Here is a 15,710-nt window from a genome sequence, read left to right as displayed (position 1 = left end):
GTCCAAACTGCGTGCTTGAAGACTTTCTGCGTGATCACGACGGGGTGATCACCCTTGCCCAGGCCAAGCAGGCTGGGCTGAGCCAAGACGCAGTGAACCGGCGAGTGAGGTCCGGACGCTGGCTGCGCTGCTCACGCGGCGTCTACTTCGCTGACGATCGACCGTTCACCGATGCCGCACGAACCCGCGCGGCGGTGTGGTCGCTTGGCCCCAGCGCCACAGCCAGCGGGCTCGCCGCGGCGTGGTGGCACGGGGTCACGAAGTATTCGCCTGAAACCATCGAGGTCACTGTCCCCAAGGTCAGCAATTTCCGGCGGAGGCACGCCGTCCGCATTCGCCGGCGCGATCTCGATCCGCACGACATCGTGGAGCGCCGCGGTTTGCGGGTGACGGCGCTACCCCTGACAGTCGTGGAAGCCGCGGCCCGGCGAGGTGGCGGCGCCAAGCTCATGGACAGTGCGTTGCAGCGCCACACCAACCTGCACGATCTGTGGCGGGCGCATCTACGAAACAAGGGTAGACACGGTTCGCCCGCCGCCCGCATCCTGCTCGTCGCCGCGGCCGACGGCGCCCGCTCGGCAGCCGAACGCCTGCTGATCAAGCTCCTCAGAGAAGCCGGTATCACCAGCTGGAAGGCCAACTACCGGCTGGGTCGCTACGTGATCGACGTGGCCTTTCCCTCCGCCAAGCTCGCGATCGAAACCGACGGCTGGGCATTCCACAGCGATCAGGAGGACTTCCAGAAAGACCGGGTCAAGCAGAACGAAATAGCGCTGTTGAGTTGGCAGGTGCTGCGATTCACCTGGCTGGACCTGACCGAGTACCCGCAGCGGGTGATCGCCGAGATCAGGTTCGCTATCCAGTGCCGCTCAAGCGCCGCAGCCAGCTTCCGAACGGGTGCCGCACGGTGACAGAACCCATCCGCACCCGGCCGCGCACGACGAGGTGCAGCTGGTCCGACGGTGGGCTGGTGCGCACCTTGACGGTGGCGCTGCCGGCGATGGCGTTGACGCCGTTGAGGTCGGCGGTGGCCGACGCAGGCACGATGAGCTCTGTCGAGCTGCAGTAATCGTCGAGGACGATGTCCACGACCGGCCCGTTCAGCACGGCCGACGTGAAGTCCAAGGTGGTGCTGCACAGCCTGGTGGTCATGTGCAGGGCGGGTGGCACCGTCCACTGTCCACGCCGCACGACCGAGGACATCCAGCCGCGCAGCTCCTCGGGTGCCGCGCCCGGGGTCTGTATGGCCGGCCGCCCCACCGGCAGGTCGGCCAAAACTGCATTCAGCTCGCCGCGGGTCCGGGCGGCCAGGGCGGCGTCGTAGCGCTCGCTGAACTCGTCGAGCGTGATCATGCCTTCGGCTACCGCGCGTTCGAGCAGTTGTCCCACCTTCGCGCGCTCGGCGTCTGAGACTCGCAGGTGGTCATTCTGGCCTGAGTCCATGCCCCGAGATTAGGCGAACGACGCGCCCGACCACCACGACGACCACTGCCAGCCACGCCACGAATGCGATCCAGAAGAACACCTGCGACACGACAGCCAGTGCATTCCAACCGGTTTCGAGGGCCAAGCCGAATGCGGCCACCGAGTACATGCCCAATGGGAACACCGCGGGCCAGTCGAGCATCTGGCGCCAGCTCGTGATCGCCAGGGGCACGATCTGCACGGTGGCAACAACAAAGGTCGCGATGGTGAGGACGCGCACCGCATCGGCGATCGGGCTGGGGTGCAACGCACCATAGATGTGTTCGCCGGCCAGCGTTGCGATTGCCAGGCCACCCATCAGAATCCAGTGATCGGGTGGGACATTGCGCCGAACCTCGGGCTCACCGAGTGCCCGCCACGCGATGAGCAAGGTCATCACGCCGTACAGACACAGGGCGATACCCCAGAAGATGAACCCCCAGAACATGATTCCCTCAGCGACGAAGATGAGCGAAAGCCCGGACGTCCCGACGCTGGCCAGCTCCCAGGTGCCACGGGCACTATCCCGCAGGCCGGTCGGTCCCAGCCGCCGCATCTGGACCAGCAGCATCGGGGTCAGCGCCAGCCAGCCGGCAAGACCCATCGCTCCCAGGATCCACAGCGCGGGCCCATACGCGGCGAACCGGGCGGCCAGCACCGCACACGCCGCCACATACGTGAACAAGCCGACCACAGCGTCGATACTCTGCAGATCGAGGGACCGCCAACGCAGGACGGCGAGATACATCAGGACCGGCAGCCCGAGCGCCGCGAGCACCGCCAGCGGCCAGCTGATGACGCCGTAGCCGTGCTGCACCGCGGAGATCGACACGATGCCGGTCGCCATGACGGCGGCGAACGACTCGGGTTTCACGCCCCGAGCTCCACCACCAGGTGTCGGATACCGGTATGACGGTTGCTGCGGGTCCATTCGACGGGCTTCACCAGGCGAGCCGACGAGAACCGGGTGAGCAGCTCCTCGAACAACACCCGCAACTCCAGCCGCGCCAGATTGGCGCCCAGGCAGTAGTGGATGCCGTAGCCGAAACCCAAGTGCGGATTGGGTTTACGGGTGATGTCGAAAACGTCCGGCTGCGAGAACACCAGCGAATCCCGGTTTGCCGACCCTTCCCACACCTGCACCTTCTGCCCGGGCTCGATGTCACAGCCGCCCAGGGTCACCGCCCGGGTTGCGGTGCGGCGCTTGGACGGTGACGGCGAGGACCAGCGCACCATCTCTTCGATTGCCGTCGGCAGTTCACCCAGATCGTCCCGCAACAAGGCCATCTGCGAAGGGTTTTCGATCAGCGCCAGCAGGCCGCCGGCCACCGAGTTGCGGGTGGTCTCGGCGCCCGCGCTGAACAGCAGGCTGAAGAACAGGTACAGCTCCAAATCAGACAAAGAAGCATCCGTGGCGTTGGCCACCACCGACAGCATGTCGTCGGTGGGCTCGGCCCGCTTCGCCGCGATCAACTCGGAGCCGTAGGTGTACATCCGCGATCCGGCCTCTTCGGCCGACATCTGCGGCATGGCCGCCGAACGGGAACCACCGAAGTCGAACTGGGGCTCGATCGCGTGGAACAGCCAATGCCGTTCGGATTCAGGCACTCCCAGCAGGATGCAGATCATCTGCATCGGCAGCTCGGCGGCGACGTCGACCAGGAAGTCGAACGGCTCCCCCGGGGAGATCTCGTCGAGCAGCCGGCGGGTTCGCGCCCTCAGGTCGTCTTCGACCCGCCGGATCATCCGCGGGGTCAGCCCGGAGCTGACCAGTCGCCGGATCTCGGCATGCCGCGGGTCGTCCATCATGTTGAGCACCTGGCCCGCAATGGCCAGGTCCTGCAGCAGCGTGCCGCCGTAGGGCCGGGAGCCGCCGGTCACCGAGGAATAGGTCTCGGCGTCCCGCAGTACCGCAAGGGTTTCGGCGTGGGTGGCCACCGACCAGAAGCCCTCGCCGTCCGGGGTGTGCTCGGTCGGCTCGTGCCAGTACACCGGCGCTTCGCGGCGGTGCGCGGCGAACAACTCGTGCGGAAAACCGGCAGCGAAGTTGTCCAGGTCGGTGAGGTCGGCCGCCAACGTCACAAGATGGCACCCGAGGTGTACTTGGCGGCCTCCGGGTAGCGGCTGACCAGTTCATCGACGGCTGAGACGACCCCGTCGACCTGGGCACCGGCGGCTCCGGTGAAGGCCTGCTTGTCGGCCAGCGCGGCCTCCAGGGCCGCCCGGTCCAGCGGCAGCCGCGGGTCGGCGGCCAGGCGGTCGAGCAGGTCGGGCTCCTGCCCCTGCTCACGCATGGCCAAAGCGACGGCGACGGCGTGTTCCTTGATCACCTCGTGGGCGGTCTCGCGGCCCACCCCGGCCCGCACCGCGGCGATCAGGATGCGCGTGGTGGCCAGGAACGGCAGATACCGGTCCAGCTCGCGCTGGATCACCGCCGGGTAAGCGCCGAACTCGTCGAGCACGGTCAGGAACGTCTCGGTCTGCCCGTCGACGGCGAAGAACCCGTCGGGCAGCGCGACGCGACGCACCACCGAGCAGAACACGTCGCCCTCGTTCCACTGCGCACCGGCCAACTCGGCGGCCATCGAGGCATAGCCGCGCAGCACCACCTGCAGGCCGTTGACCCGCTCACACGACCGGGTGTTCATCTTGTGCGGCATGGCCGAGGAGCCGACCTGCCCGGGCGCGAAGCCCTCGGTGACCAGTTCGTGGCCGGCCATCAGCCGGATGGTGTGCGCCAGCGACGACGGACCCGCGCCCACCTGCACCAGCGCCGAGAGCACGTCATGGTCCAGCGAGCGCGGGTAGACCTGCCCGACGCTGGTGAAAACGTCTGTGAATCCCAAGAACTGGGCGACCCGGCGTTCCAGTTCAGCCAGTTTCTCGGTGTCCCCGTCGAACAGGTCGAGCATGTCCTGGGCAGTGCCCATCGGCCCCTTGATGCCGCGCAGCGGGTAGCGGTCGATCAGCTCGCGCAAACGCTGAAGGGCCACCAAACTTTCTTCGGCTGCCGAGGCGAACCGCTTACCCAGCGTGGTGGCCTGGGCCGCCACATTGTGCGATCGACCCGCCATGACCACGTCGCGGTAGACGACGGAGCGCTCGGCCAACCGGGCCACCACCGCGACGCCGTGGGCGAACACCAGCTCCAGGGAGCGACGGATCTGCAGCTGTTCGACGTTCTCGGTGAGGTCGCGGCTGGTCATACCCTTGTGCACGTGCTCGTGGCCGGCCAGCGCGTTGAACTCCTCGATGCGCGCCTTGACGTCGTGGCGGGTGACCCGCTCGCGGGCCGCGATCGAGGCGAGGTCGACGTTCTCCAGGACCCGCTCGTAGTCGTCGACCACGCCGTCGGGCACCGCGACACCCAGCTCGGCCTGCGCACGCAGCACGGCGAGCCACAGTCGGCGTTCGGCGACGATCTTGGCCTCCGGCGACCAGATCGCGACCATTTCGTCGCTGGCGTAGCGGTTGGCCAGAACATTCGGGATCGTCACGAACACACAGCTTACGGCCCGGGCCGGACCACCAATGAGACAGTGGACGGATGTACTTCGTCGGGCTCGACCTCGCGTGGGGCGAGAAGAATCAGACGGGGGTCGCTGTCATCGACTCCAGTGGCCGGGTCCTTCACGTCGGGGTGGCACAGGACGACGACGACATAGGCGCGGCGATCGAGCCCTACATCAGTGGTGACTGCCTGGTTGCCATCGATGCGCCGCTCATCGTCAACAACCCGACGGGCCACCGGCCGTGCGAGCGGGATCTCAACCGGGACTTCCAGCGGTTCGACGCCGGCGCGCGCCCGGCGTTCACCGAGCGGCCCGAGTTCAAGCATCCGCGCGGCGCGCGTATCGCCACGGCCCTTGGCCTCGACATGGATCCGTCGTCGCAGTCGAATCGGCGCGCCATCGAGGTGTATCCGCATCCGGCGAGCGTGGTGCTGTTCGGACTCGACAAAACCTTGAAGTACAAGCGCGGTGCCTTCGGCGACCGGCAGCGGGAGCTGCTCAGGTTGATGACGTACATCGAGGAACTCGATACGGCGACGCCCAGGCTGCGTGCCAATCGCAATGTCAACTGGGTGGAGCTGCGGCGGCGGATCGAGGCGGCGACCCGGCCGGGCCAGCTCGACCGGGACGAGGATCCCGTCGACGCGATGCTCTGCGCCTACATCGCGCTGTACTGGTACGACCGGCCGGAGGATGTGACGATCTACGGCGACTTCGCCTCGGGGTACATCGTCACCCCGTCCCTGCCCGCTGATCGGCTCCCCCGGCCGCGGCCGGCACCGGTACGCGAGACCGCCCCGTCGACGGCGGTGGCCGAGTACGCGTCCCGGCGCCCGGACCTGGTGGCCGCCACCGAGCAATACCTCAAGCTGGTCACCGGGCTGCTCGACGAGGCGGGCATCAACTACCTGAGCATCACGGCCCGCACCAAGAGCATCGATTCGTTCGCCGCGAAAGCCAACCGCCGCGCCGGCGACGGCACACCGCTGTACAGCGACCCGTTGGTGGAGATCACCGATCAGGTGGGCCTGCGCGTCATCACCTATCTGCGTGAGGATGTCGACGCGGTGGCCAATCTGCTGGCCGAGGAGATGCGGCTGCTCGACGACCAGGACATGGGCCTGCAGACCGCCCGGCAGGGCCGGTGGGGGTATGCGAGCCGGCATCTGCTGTTCGGGGTCGAGGGCGAACAGTATCCGGCGTCCATCCAGGTCCGTACCGTCCTGCAGCATGCCTGGGCCGAGTTCGAACACGATGTGCGGTACAAGGGTTCGATACCGGCCGAGCACGTGAGTGAGCTGGACCGTCGGTTCACGTTGGCCGCCGGGCTTCTGGAACTCGCCGACCGTGAGTTCACCGAGATCCGGGAACGCCTGCGGCTGACCATGTCCGAAGAGGAGGAGGCCGAGACTTCGGGGTTTTCCAGGGATTCCCGTATCCCTACTCCGGTGCTCGCCACCTATCTGGGCAATCGCTTCGCCGACGCCGGCTGGTCGCGAACCGACCACTACGCCTGGATCTCGGGGCTGCTGCTCGAGCTGGGTATCACCACGTTGGAAGCACTTACCGGCCTTCTGGATTCGGTGGACACCGACGAGATCAACCGGCTCATGGACTACCGGTATCCGCCCGGCGCGGTGCGCCGCCTCGACGACGCCTTGTTGGCGGTATTCGACGACCGCTACATCGGGCTGGACGGCAACGCCCACCGGGTCGCGTTGCTGCAGAACCGGATTGCGAAGCTGCGCACCGACTCCTAGGGCGCGTCGGCCAGATGGGTCGGGTCGGTGATGCCGGGCCCGGTGATACCCAGTTGGCGGTTGATCATCTTGGTGATCATGAACAGCACCACGCCGGTGGCGACCAGTGCGAGCGCCAGCACGTACTGCACGGCCGGCCGCCCCGACGTCGGCAGCACCAGGTACAACGACGCGATGAAACCGATGACGGGCAGCACCGTCGGTGTCCTGAAATGCCCGCCGCCTTTCTTCACATCGCGGCGCAGCACCAGGACCGCGACATTGACCACCGAGAAGACCGCGAGCAGCAGCAACGAGGTGGTTCCGCCGAGGATCGCGACGGTGTCCCCGCTCGCGAACGCCGAGACGTAGAAGATCAGGCCGAACGCGATGAGCGTGGTGAAAATGATTGCCACCCACGGTGTATGGCGCTTCGGGTGCACCACGCCGAGCATCGGCGGCAATACGTGCTGGCGCGCCATGCCGTAGATCAGCCGGCTGGCCATCAGCATGTTGATCAATGCGGTGTTCGAGACCGCGAACATCGAGATGACGGGCAAGATGTTCGAGAACGGGAGCCCGGGTGCGGCGGCTTCCATGACCTTCACCAGCGGGGACGAGTCCGACTCGGCGAGCGTTCCGACCGGCACCAGCGCGACCGCGATGACGGCCACGACGACGTAGACGAGCCCGGCGATACCCAACCCGGTCAGCAAGACCTTCGGGAAGATCCGCACCGGATCCTTCGTCTCCTCGGCCATGTTGACCGAGTCCTCGAATCCGACCATGGCGAAGAAGGCCAGTGACGTCGCGGCGGTGACTGCGATGAAGGCGTTCTTCTCCCCCGAGGTATCGAATGCGACGACGCGGGAGAAGTCGACGTCCACGCCGCTGACAATCGCCCAGAGCCCCACCGCGATCACGAGCACCAGGCCGGTGATCTCGATGAACGTCAGGATCACGTTGAGCTTGACGCTCTCACTGACCCCCCGCAGGTTGACTGCGGCGATCAGCGCCATGAACAGCAGCGCAAGGAGGATGACACCGATCACCTTCAGGTGGGCGACGTTGTCGGTATAGAACTGCCCGAAGTTGACCTCTATCGCGTCGAAGAAGCTGATCGCAAAGAAGCGCGAAGCCGTTGAGGCCGAGGTGATTCCGGAACACATCACGATGAACGCCACCAGGAACGTCACAAAGTGGATGCCAAAAGCCTTGTGCGCGTAGAGCGCTGCACCGGCAGCCTGCGGATACTTGGTGACCAGCTCGAGGTAGCTGAATGCGGTGATGGTGGCGATCAGGAACGCCGAGAGGAAGGGAAGCCAGGCTGCGCCGCCGACCTCCTTGGCGACCTGCCCGGTGAGCGCGTAGACACCGGTGCCGAGGATGTCACCGACGACGAACAGCAGTAGCAGGCCGGGTCCCATCACCCGCTTGAGCTGTGGTTGCGCCGCGGTTGCGGGTTGCGACATTCCCCCTCCTTCACCGGTCAGACGCGCACCGCCCGTTCATCGACGGGCGCCAATACGTCGATGACATCGATCAACGTGGCCCTGGCGCTGGCTCGGGGCCCCTCCCCTTCGTCGACCAACGATGCAACCACAGCTCCGTCGACGGCGCACACCAGGGCGGTGACCAGTTCGGCCCGCACCGAGCGGCCCGAGCGTTCCACCACCTCGACGACGGCGTCGGTGCGCTGCTGCAGGATGCGCCGTTGGATATCACGCAGTCCGGGCTGCCGGGCGCAGGCGATGTAGCGCTCGTAGCGCGAGATCAACTCCTCGGTACCACGCCGTTCCAGAGACTCCCCGAGCAACAAATCGACGAGGACGTCGGCGGTCGATTCGGCACCGCGACGCCGCCGCGAAAGTGCCGCCACACCGGCACTGAGATGTTCAGTTTCCTGGGTGCCGATGTACTCGACCGCTTTCGCGATGAGGTCGTCGAGTGAGGAGAAGTAGTACGTCGTCGAAGCCAACGGGAGGCCCGCCCGACGGGCCACGGCGCGGTGCCGGACGGCATCGAAGCCGCCCTCACAGAGCAATTCAGCGGCCGCCCTGACGAGGGCGTACCGCCGACGCTCCCCTTTAGGGGTGACCGCTGCCGTCACCTTTAGCATCGTGCCAGCCGGACCCCTTCCACATGGGGCTTTCGGTCAATCATCAGCCTTTACTCAGGTTTTGCTGACACGTCGGCCACCCCGCGAGAATGCCACTGGCTGATGCCTTTGGCGCGCGATGGCAAGATGGCCCGCATGCCCAACTTGAGTCGTCGCGCAGTCTTGCGCCTCGGCGTCGGTGCAGCCGCCGGCGCCGCCGGTGCCCTCGCCCTCGCCTCCGCCCCGGGTTCGGTGGCCAGCCCTGTCGTAGCCCCCACGATGACGAGCGGCTCGTTCACGTCGGCCGCACGTGGTGGGGCGAAAACCAACTGGGCGATCGCGCGCCCGCCGGGCCAGACCGGCAAACTCCGGCCGGTGATCGCCCTGCATGGCAAAGGCCAGGATGCGGCCGGTGTGATGGCCGGCGGAGTCGAGCAGGGCCTGGCCGAGGCCGTGGCCGCAGGATTGCCGCCCTTCGCTGTGGTCGCCGTCGACGGTGGTGGAAGTTACTGGCACAAGCGCGCATCCGGTGAGGACTCGGGCGCCATGGTGCTCGATGAACTCATTCCGATGCTCGGCGACCAGGGTCTGGACACCTCACGGGTGGGGTTCCTGGGCTGGTCGATGGGTGGCTACGGCGCGCTGCTGCTGGGTTCCCGGCTGGGGCCGGCCCGGACCGCCGCGATCTGTGCCGTCAGCCCCGCGCTGTGGACGTCGTCGGGTGCCGCAGCGCCCGGAGCTTTCGACAGCGCGGCGGATTACGCGGCCAACACTGTCTGGGGCCTGCCCGCGCTGGGATCGATTCCGGTCCGGATCGATTGCGGCAACAGCGATCCGTTCTATTCGGCCACCAAGCAATTCATCTCCGAACTGCCCAATCCGCCGGCCGGTGGGTTCTCCCCCGGTGGGCACGACGGCAGCTTCTGGAGTTCGCAGCTGCCCGCCGAGATCTCGTGGATGGCACCGCTGCTGGTCGCCTGACCCCTAGACGCTGATCCGCCCCTCGGCGGCAGCCAGACCGATATCGCTGCGGAAGTGACTGCCTGGCAACCGGATCGACTTGGCGAGCGCGTATGCCGCTTCGCGTGCGGCGGGCAGGTCCCCTCCGGTACCGACCACCGAAAGCACCCGGCCGCCCGAGGACACCACCGCGCCGTCCTCGCGGCGCGCGGTGCCCGCATGCAGCACGCCGTCGGCTTCCGACCCCTGGATGACGTCGCCGACGCGCGGACGGCCCGGATAGTTCTCGGCCGCCACCACGATGGTCACGGCGTAGCCGTCGCGCCACTGCAGGTCGGCGAAGGAGGCGAGCTCACCGGTGGCCGCGGCGTTCAGCAGCTGCCCCAACGGCGAATCCAGCAGAGCCAGAACCGATTGCGTCTCCGGATCACCGAAGCGGCAGTTGAATTCCACCACCGAAGGACCGTTCGAGGTGATCGCCAAACCGGCGTAGAGCAGGCCCGAGAACGAGCTGCCCCGGGCAACCAGTTCTGCCGCAACAGGTTTGACGACGTCGTCGACGATCTGCGCTTTGACCGAGTCCGAAAGCCACGGCAGCGGCGCATAGGCGCCCATGCCACCGGTGTTGGGCCCGGTGTCTCCGTCGCCGACCCGCTTGAAGTCCTGCGCGGGCAGCAACGGCACGACGGTGGCGCCGTCGACAACGCAGAACAGTGACACCTCGGGGCCGTCGAGGAAGGACTCCAGCAGCACTGGGTGTCCCGAATCGAGCAGGCTGGCGGCATGCGCCCGGGCGGCGTCGCGATCCGCGCTCACCACCACGCCCTTACCGGCGGCCAGTCCGTCGTCCTTGACCACCCAGGCGGCCTGGCCGGCGGGCGGCCCGAAACGGTCCAGCGCGGCGTCGAGGTGGGCCGGGTTGTCGACGATCTCGCTGTTCGCGGTCCGCACCCCCGCCGCGGCCATGACGTCCTTGGCGAACGCTTTGGAGCCCTCGATGCGGGCGGCGTCCTTGCTCGCACCGAAACAGGCGATCCCGGCAGCGCGGACAGCGTCGGCCACGCCGAGCACCAACGGCACCTCGGGGCCGATGACCACCAGGTCGCTGTCGAGGCGCTGGGCCAGCTTCACCACGGCCTCGCCGGAGGTGATGTCGACGTCGTACTGATCGGCGATGGACTGGGTGCCGGCGTTGCCGGGGGCCACCGCCAACTCCTCCACCTGCGGATCGCGGCGCAGGGCCAGCAGCAGGGCGTGTTCACGGGCTCCGGATCCGATAACGAGGACGCGCACGGTCGTAGCGTAGCCGCAAAGGTGCGGGCATACACTTAACGCCACAGTGTATGGTCGACATCAGAACGTGCTCGCCGTCACACCAGGAGATGACCCGCCTTGACCACCATGAGTGCCTGCCCGTTCGGTGCGGGGTATGACTTCACCGATCCCGACGTCCTGCTCCGCGGAATTCCAGTCGAGGAGTTCGCCCAACTGCGCCAGACCGCCCCGGTGTGGTGGAACGAGCAGGGCGAATCGATCTTCAACGACGGCGGATACTGGGTGATCACCCGCCACGAGGACATCAAGACCATCTCCCGCAACGGCGGCGACCTGTGGTCCACCAACGCCAAGGGGGCCGTCATGCGGCTGCCGGACAGCGTCACCGCCGAACAACTCGACCTGACCAAGGCCCTGCTGATCAACCACGACGCGCCCGAGCACACCCGGCTACGCAAACTGGTGTCGCGGCTGTTCACCCCGCGTTCGGTGGCGGCGCTGGAGGAGAAACTGGCCGTGGCGGCCCACGACATCGTGGCCAAGGCCGCCGAGAAGGACACCGGCAATTTCGTCGACGACATCGCGGTCGGTCTGCCCCTGCTGGCCATCGCCGACCTCATCGGCGTACCCGAGGAAGACCGGCAGAAGGTGTTCAACTGGTCCAACGCGATCATCAACACCGACGACCCCGATTTCGACGCCGATCCGACGATGGCCAATGCCGAGCTGATGGGCTACGCCTACAACATGGCCGAGCAGCGACGCCAGTGCCCGGCCGACGACATCGTGACGCGCCTGGTGCAGGCCGATATCGACGGAGAAGCGATCACCGAGGTGGAGTTCGCCTTCTTCGTGATCCTGCTGGCCGTCGCCGGCAACGAGACCACCCGCAACGCCATGACGCACGGCATGAACGCGTTCCTCGAAAACCCGGACCAGTGGGAGCTTTTCAAACGCGAACGGCCAAAGACCGCGGTCGACGAGATCATTCGCTGGGCCACCCCGGTGCACTGTTTCCAGCGGACGGCGCTGGCCGACATCCAGATCGGCGACGTCACCGTGAAGGCCGGTCAGCGCGCCGGGCTGTTCTACAGTTCGGCCAACTACGACGAAGAGGTCTTCGACAAGCCCTTCGACTTCAACATCCTGCGCAACCCCAACCCGCACCTGGCCTTCGGCGGCAACGGCGCACACTTCTGCATCGGCGCCAACCTGGCGCGGATGGAGATCAACCTGATGTTCAACCAGATCGCCGACCAGATTCCCGACATCACCAAACTGGGCGAGCCGCAACGCCTGCGGTCCGGATGGATCAACGGCATCAAGGATCTTCCGGTCTCCTACCGCGGCTGATCGGCCGGTTGACCCGGCGGTTGTTCTAGGATTCGCCCATGCGAACGCACGGGTGGTCCGGCTCGGCGCCGGCCAGCGACGAGGAGGCGATTGCCCGCATCCTCGTCGCTGCCGGCAACGCCATCGACGAGCGGGGCGCCGACTTCTCCATCGCCGACGTGGCACGTACCCTCGGCGTCACCCGCCAGACCGTGTACCGCTATTTCCCGAGCACCGACGCCCTACTGGTGGCGTCTGCGGTGCATGCGGCCAGCGATTTCCTGGACCGGGTGGCCGCCCACGTGCAGGGAGTCACCGACCCGGTGGAGGCAGTCGCCGAAGGTATCGCCATTGCGCTCGACTGGCTCCCCAAGGACAAGCGCATCGGTTTGCTGGTCGCTCCCGGTCGCGCGGACGTGCACACCGAGTCGGTGACCTCGGATGTCGCGGTCGACTTTGCCCGCGCGCTGCTGCGCAAGTTCGACGTCGACTGGGCCGGCCTCGGATACACCGACGCCGAGCTCGATGAGCTCGCCGAGCATCTCCTGCGGATCATCCAGTCCTTTGTCATCGACCCTGGGCGTCCTCCGCGCACCGGCGAGGCGCTGCGCAGCTACCTGCGCCGGTGGGTCGGCTCGGCTGTGGTGGCCGGCAAATTGGCGCCCGAACGGCCAGCCGCCGGGCTTTAACCGGGTTCAGCACGTCATCGTCGTTCGAAATGCTGGTAGTCGATCGGATCATGCCAGTGCCCACCCCACCGCCAGCCACGTTCGGCGAAGGTCCGCACCACGACGTCACCGTCGCGGATCATCCCCTGATCGCTGCGGGCGCGGTCCAGGTACGCCCGTGCGGTGACCGGTTGCAGGTCGCCGGAGGCTGAGATGTACGGGTTGATCAGGGGGTTGACGTCGACCGCACGGCCGTAGGCGTGCAACGACCACGCCCCACTCGGCAACGGCCGGCAATTGAACGCCGAGGTGTTGTCGTCCTGCATGGACAGCTCATCGTCGGCACGCGGATAGTGATCCACCGTGCGCATCTTCTCGACCGGGAATCGCGCCGTATACAGCTCCCCGAAAATCTCGATCACGTCGCTCACCACGTCGCGGTGCACCACCAGCTCACCCCGGTGTGATCGCCCGTCAAAACCGATATACGACAAAGTGATTCGGCGAAGGTCGGCCGGCGGCACCGGGCATCCAGGCCGCCAACTCGCACCCAACGCGGCCTCGTCCACCGGCTGCACCCGGGCGGGCTGCTGCGCCACCGAACTGTGCGGCGCGGAGGTGGGGGTCCTCGGCGCGGTGACCGAATCCGGCGCACCACCGGCACACGCCACCGTGCACCCCGTGAACAGTGCCACCACCAGGGCACATGCGCGGACTCTCACTACGCCCACCCCGCCGACTCTAGATCGCGGAAGCGGCCATCCGTCGTGATCTCAGCGGCGGGAAATTGGCGCCAGGGCAGACGTTTGCCGGGACTTAGACTGAATGCCTCGACTCAGCCGGGGGCGGTGAAGAATGGGGGCACTCGACGGTGTCCGTCGGTTCTAAACTGAGCGCGGGCGATGAGGAGGCAAGTGCATGGGCGCCATGGACGCGTTCAACTCGACGTGGTCGCAAGCCCGGGAAACATTCGGCGCCGGCACGCCGCAGGACGGCTCCGAATTCGGCGACGGCAGCCAGCTCCGTCAGATGCAGTCCACGATCGAGTCAGCAGCACCCGACGGCCGCTGGCAGGGCACCGCCTCCCAGGCTTACGCCGCCAAGAACGCCGAGCATGCCGCCGTCTACGGCAAGCTCGCGGACCTGGACCAGCGGATGGCTACCGAAGTCAATCGGGCGGCCGGGGTGGTCACAGCCGGTCGGCAGAACCTCGAACAAACCCAGAGGTGGGTGTCGAGCATGGCGGAGTCAATCCCGCCCGGCAAGTCCGCCGAGACAATGCGGATGATCCTCGCTAGCAAGGGCATCGGCCAGATCAGCGATGTCATCAAACAGTCCAACGATCAAATGAGCACGATCGGTGAGCGAATTCGTGGCATCGGCCGCGAATATGACACGATCAGTGACGAGGGCAAGGACAAAGCCGAACCCGAAACAACGCAGCTCAGCGACGACGAGAAGAAGCCGGACTCGTTGCCCGCGACGACGTTCGACCTCAGCGACATCAGGCAGCTGCCGCCGTACGATCCGGGAAATCCGGAAACGTTCGGCCCGCGGGGGTACCGCGAGCTCGTACCGAATTCAGGCACGTGGGTGCCCGATCCCACGAGTCCGCACTACCAGCCCACACCCGTTCAAGCACCATTGGATTACAACGACATCGTGTACAAACCGCCGTATGTCGACGGCAAGCCCGAAACGTACGGCCCGTCCGGATACACCGAACTGGTACCTGGTTCAGGTGCCTGGGTGCCGACCCCGGGAGGCCCGATGTGGCCGACCGACCCGCCGGCGGCGCCGGTCGACCTCGCCAAGATCGATTACCGACCGCCGTACGTATCCGGCGACGAGAGCACCTACGGCAAGTTCGGATACACCGAACTCGTGCCGAACGGGGGCGCCTGGATACCCGACCCGCGCTTGGGCCCTGCCAGGTAAACGCCTGACTACCCGCGGATTGCAGTGACGGCCTTGGTCAGCAGGTCCGGAAGCAAGGGCTCCGGTTGGAAATCTGGAGCCATCCGCGCCCGCACCACCACATAGGTGCGGTCATCCAGAATCGCGATGTAGAAATACTCGAAAGCCACGTCATCGTAGGTGACCTTCAGACCGTAGGTGGTCGCACGATCGATGGTCGGTGCAGGGAGTCGCTCGACCGTCCCATCGGGAATCGCACCTTCCACCTCAAACGTCATCCGGTCGCAATCCGTCGACGGGATGGGAGCCGGGACCGAGACCGGAGTGGTCACACCGACACCGAGTAGCGGCGGCTGCGGACCACCCGCGCCGATGCCCGCTTTGTCGGCATCGGCACCGGCTTCGACCGGTTTGAGTAGCGCTCGACACCCCGGTGGGTCTACGGTGAACGGCTCGCCGAAGGACACGGTATCGCCAACCAGGTGGGCCCACTTGGCATCCACCTTGCTCTGCTCGGACATTTTGGGCGTGAGCCCGGGCGGAAAGTCGTCCTTCAAATCGGCCAGCCGTGCCAGGTCGACCGGATGCGGTGAGGCGCTGGCGGTCTCGACTGATGAACCGGACGGCGAGGTGTCTGTGGGCGAGCAGCCGGCCAACGACGCAGCCAGGACCACCAACACACTCACCAATCCGTGCCCACACGCTCTCAGCATTGCCCCAGCCTAAGCCCGGAGCTCAGCTCGCA

15 protein-coding genes are annotated in these 15,710 nt (G+C 66.6%); 6 read left to right on the top strand and 9 right to left on the bottom strand.

The features are described 5' to 3' along the window. Positions 1-11 precede the first annotated feature (11 nt). The gene (locus AB0876_RS01700) at positions 12-911 is read left to right on the top strand and encodes a PDDEXK-like endonuclease domain-containing protein (protein ID WP_526041011.1); all 900 of its coding nucleotides are present in this window, start codon (positions 12-14) and stop codon (positions 909-911) included. Here the strand turns inward: AB0876_RS01700 and AB0876_RS01695 are convergent. The 4 genes from AB0876_RS01695 to purB are packed head-to-tail and all read right to left on the bottom strand — an operon-like array spanning position 856 to position 4,961. Then, positions 856-1,443 carry a DUF1707 SHOCT-like domain-containing protein gene (locus AB0876_RS01695; protein ID WP_135358707.1) on the bottom strand — a complete coding sequence of 196 codons (588 nt, stop codon included), beginning with the start codon at positions 1,441-1,443 and terminating at the stop codon, positions 856-858. The two genes, AB0876_RS01700 and AB0876_RS01695, sit on opposite strands and share 56 nt — an antisense overlap. Beyond that, on the bottom strand, positions 1,424-2,338 hold the full coding sequence (locus AB0876_RS01690; RefSeq protein WP_526041010.1) for a tellurite resistance/C4-dicarboxylate transporter family protein: 915 nt from the start codon (positions 2,336-2,338) through the stop codon (positions 1,424-1,426). The genes AB0876_RS01695 and AB0876_RS01690 overlap by 20 nt, the downstream gene beginning before the upstream one ends. Then, a complete protein-coding gene (locus tag AB0876_RS01685) occupies positions 2,335-3,546 on the bottom strand; it encodes a cytochrome P450 (RefSeq protein WP_526041009.1) in 1,212 nt (403 codons plus the stop codon). The genes AB0876_RS01690 and AB0876_RS01685 overlap by 4 nt, the downstream gene beginning before the upstream one ends. Then, positions 3,543-4,961: an adenylosuccinate lyase gene (purB, locus tag AB0876_RS01680; RefSeq protein ID WP_526041008.1), complete on the bottom strand. Its 1,419-nt coding sequence runs from the start codon at positions 4,959-4,961 to the stop codon at positions 3,543-3,545. Before purB ends, AB0876_RS01685 begins: the two co-directional genes overlap by 4 nt. 50 nt (positions 4,962-5,011) lie before the next feature. Here purB and relZ point away from each other — a divergent pair, with 50 nt between their 5' ends. Then, positions 5,012-6,736 carry a bifunctional ribonuclease/(p)ppGpp synthase gene (gene relZ / locus AB0876_RS01675; protein WP_491837305.1) on the top strand — a complete coding sequence of 575 codons (1,725 nt, stop codon included), beginning with the start codon at positions 5,012-5,014 and terminating at the stop codon, positions 6,734-6,736. Here relZ and AB0876_RS01670 read toward each other — a convergent pair. Next, positions 6,733-8,187, bottom strand: coding sequence for an amino acid permease (locus tag AB0876_RS01670; protein WP_526041007.1), 1,455 nt, complete (start codon positions 8,185-8,187; stop codon positions 6,733-6,735). The two genes, relZ and AB0876_RS01670, sit on opposite strands and share 4 nt — an antisense overlap. A 17-nt stretch (positions 8,188-8,204) precedes the next feature. Further along, positions 8,205-8,834: a TetR/AcrR family transcriptional regulator gene (locus tag AB0876_RS01665; RefSeq protein ID WP_491837303.1), complete on the bottom strand. Its 630-nt coding sequence runs from the start codon at positions 8,832-8,834 to the stop codon at positions 8,205-8,207. Between the two features lie 126 nt (positions 8,835-8,960). On the opposite strand from AB0876_RS01665, the gene AB0876_RS01660 reads away from it, so the two are divergent. Next, positions 8,961-9,794 carry an alpha/beta hydrolase gene (locus AB0876_RS01660; RefSeq protein ID WP_526041458.1) on the top strand — a complete coding sequence of 278 codons (834 nt, stop codon included), beginning with the start codon at positions 8,961-8,963 and terminating at the stop codon, positions 9,792-9,794. A 3-nt stretch (positions 9,795-9,797) separates the two neighbouring features. On the opposite strand, the gene purD is transcribed toward AB0876_RS01660, so the two are convergent. Next, positions 9,798-11,066 carry a phosphoribosylamine--glycine ligase gene (purD, locus tag AB0876_RS01655; protein WP_526041006.1) on the bottom strand — a complete coding sequence of 423 codons (1,269 nt, stop codon included), beginning with the start codon at positions 11,064-11,066 and terminating at the stop codon, positions 9,798-9,800. A gap of 108 nt (positions 11,067-11,174) precedes the next feature. Here purD and AB0876_RS01650 point away from each other — a divergent pair, with 108 nt between their 5' ends. Both AB0876_RS01650 and AB0876_RS01645 read left to right on the top strand, forming a co-directional pair. Next, positions 11,175-12,401, top strand: coding sequence for a cytochrome P450 (locus AB0876_RS01650; protein WP_526041457.1), 1,227 nt, complete (start codon positions 11,175-11,177; stop codon positions 12,399-12,401). Between the two features lie 38 nt (positions 12,402-12,439). After that, positions 12,440-13,069 (top strand): TetR/AcrR family transcriptional regulator, encoded by a 630-nt coding sequence (locus AB0876_RS01645; RefSeq protein ID WP_526041005.1) that lies wholly within the window; start codon positions 12,440-12,442, stop codon positions 13,067-13,069. Positions 13,070-13,083: 14 nt separating this feature from the next. On the opposite strand, the gene AB0876_RS01640 is transcribed toward AB0876_RS01645, so the two are convergent. After that, the gene (locus tag AB0876_RS01640; protein WP_526041004.1) at positions 13,084-13,779 is read right to left on the bottom strand and encodes a M15 family metallopeptidase; all 696 of its coding nucleotides are present in this window, start codon (positions 13,777-13,779) and stop codon (positions 13,084-13,086) included. Between the two features lie 187 nt (positions 13,780-13,966). On the opposite strand from AB0876_RS01640, the gene AB0876_RS01635 reads away from it, so the two are divergent. Then, positions 13,967-14,986, top strand: coding sequence for a WXG100 family type VII secretion target (locus AB0876_RS01635; RefSeq protein WP_526041003.1), 1,020 nt, complete (start codon positions 13,967-13,969; stop codon positions 14,984-14,986). 8 nt (positions 14,987-14,994) lie between these two features. Here the strand turns inward: AB0876_RS01635 and AB0876_RS01630 are convergent, their stop codons facing one another. Next, on the bottom strand, positions 14,995-15,678 hold the full coding sequence (locus tag AB0876_RS01630) for a DUF5642 family protein (protein WP_526041002.1): 684 nt from the start codon (positions 15,676-15,678) through the stop codon (positions 14,995-14,997). Between the last annotated feature and the right edge of the window lie 32 nt (positions 15,679-15,710).

This window comes from Mycobacterium sp. NPDC049093 (assembly GCF_040704635.1).
Classification (GTDB): Bacteria; Actinomycetota; Actinomycetes; order Mycobacteriales; family Mycobacteriaceae; genus Mycobacterium.
Note: the sequence above shows the minus strand (reverse complement) of the source record. Positions and strands in the feature narration are given on the sequence as shown.

Excerpts from the sequence above, each read along its gene's own strand:
- AB0876_RS01695 (WP_135358707.1), bottom strand. The coding sequence starts at position 1,443 with ATGGACTCAGGCCAGAATGACCACCTGCGAGTCTCAGACGCCGAGCGC.
- AB0876_RS01650 (WP_526041457.1), top strand. The coding sequence starts at position 11,175 with ATGAGTGCCTGCCCGTTCGGTGCGGGGTATGACTTCACCGATCCCGAC.
- relZ (WP_491837305.1), top strand. The coding sequence starts at position 5,012 with ATGTACTTCGTCGGGCTCGACCTCGCGTGGGGCGAGAAGAATCAGACG.
- AB0876_RS01670 (WP_526041007.1), bottom strand. The coding sequence starts at position 8,187 with ATGTCGCAACCCGCAACCGCGGCGCAACCACAGCTCAAGCGGGTGATG.
- AB0876_RS01645 (WP_526041005.1), top strand. The coding sequence starts at position 12,440 with ATGCGAACGCACGGGTGGTCCGGCTCGGCGCCGGCCAGCGACGAGGAG.
- AB0876_RS01630 (WP_526041002.1), bottom strand. The coding sequence starts at position 15,678 with ATGCTGAGAGCGTGTGGGCACGGATTGGTGAGTGTGTTGGTGGTCCTG.
- AB0876_RS01665 (WP_491837303.1), bottom strand. The coding sequence starts at position 8,834 with ATGCTAAAGGTGACGGCAGCGGTCACCCCTAAAGGGGAGCGTCGGCGG.
- AB0876_RS01635 (WP_526041003.1), top strand. The coding sequence starts at position 13,967 with ATGGGCGCCATGGACGCGTTCAACTCGACGTGGTCGCAAGCCCGGGAA.
- AB0876_RS01660 (WP_526041458.1), top strand. The coding sequence starts at position 8,961 with ATGGCCCGCATGCCCAACTTGAGTCGTCGCGCAGTCTTGCGCCTCGGC.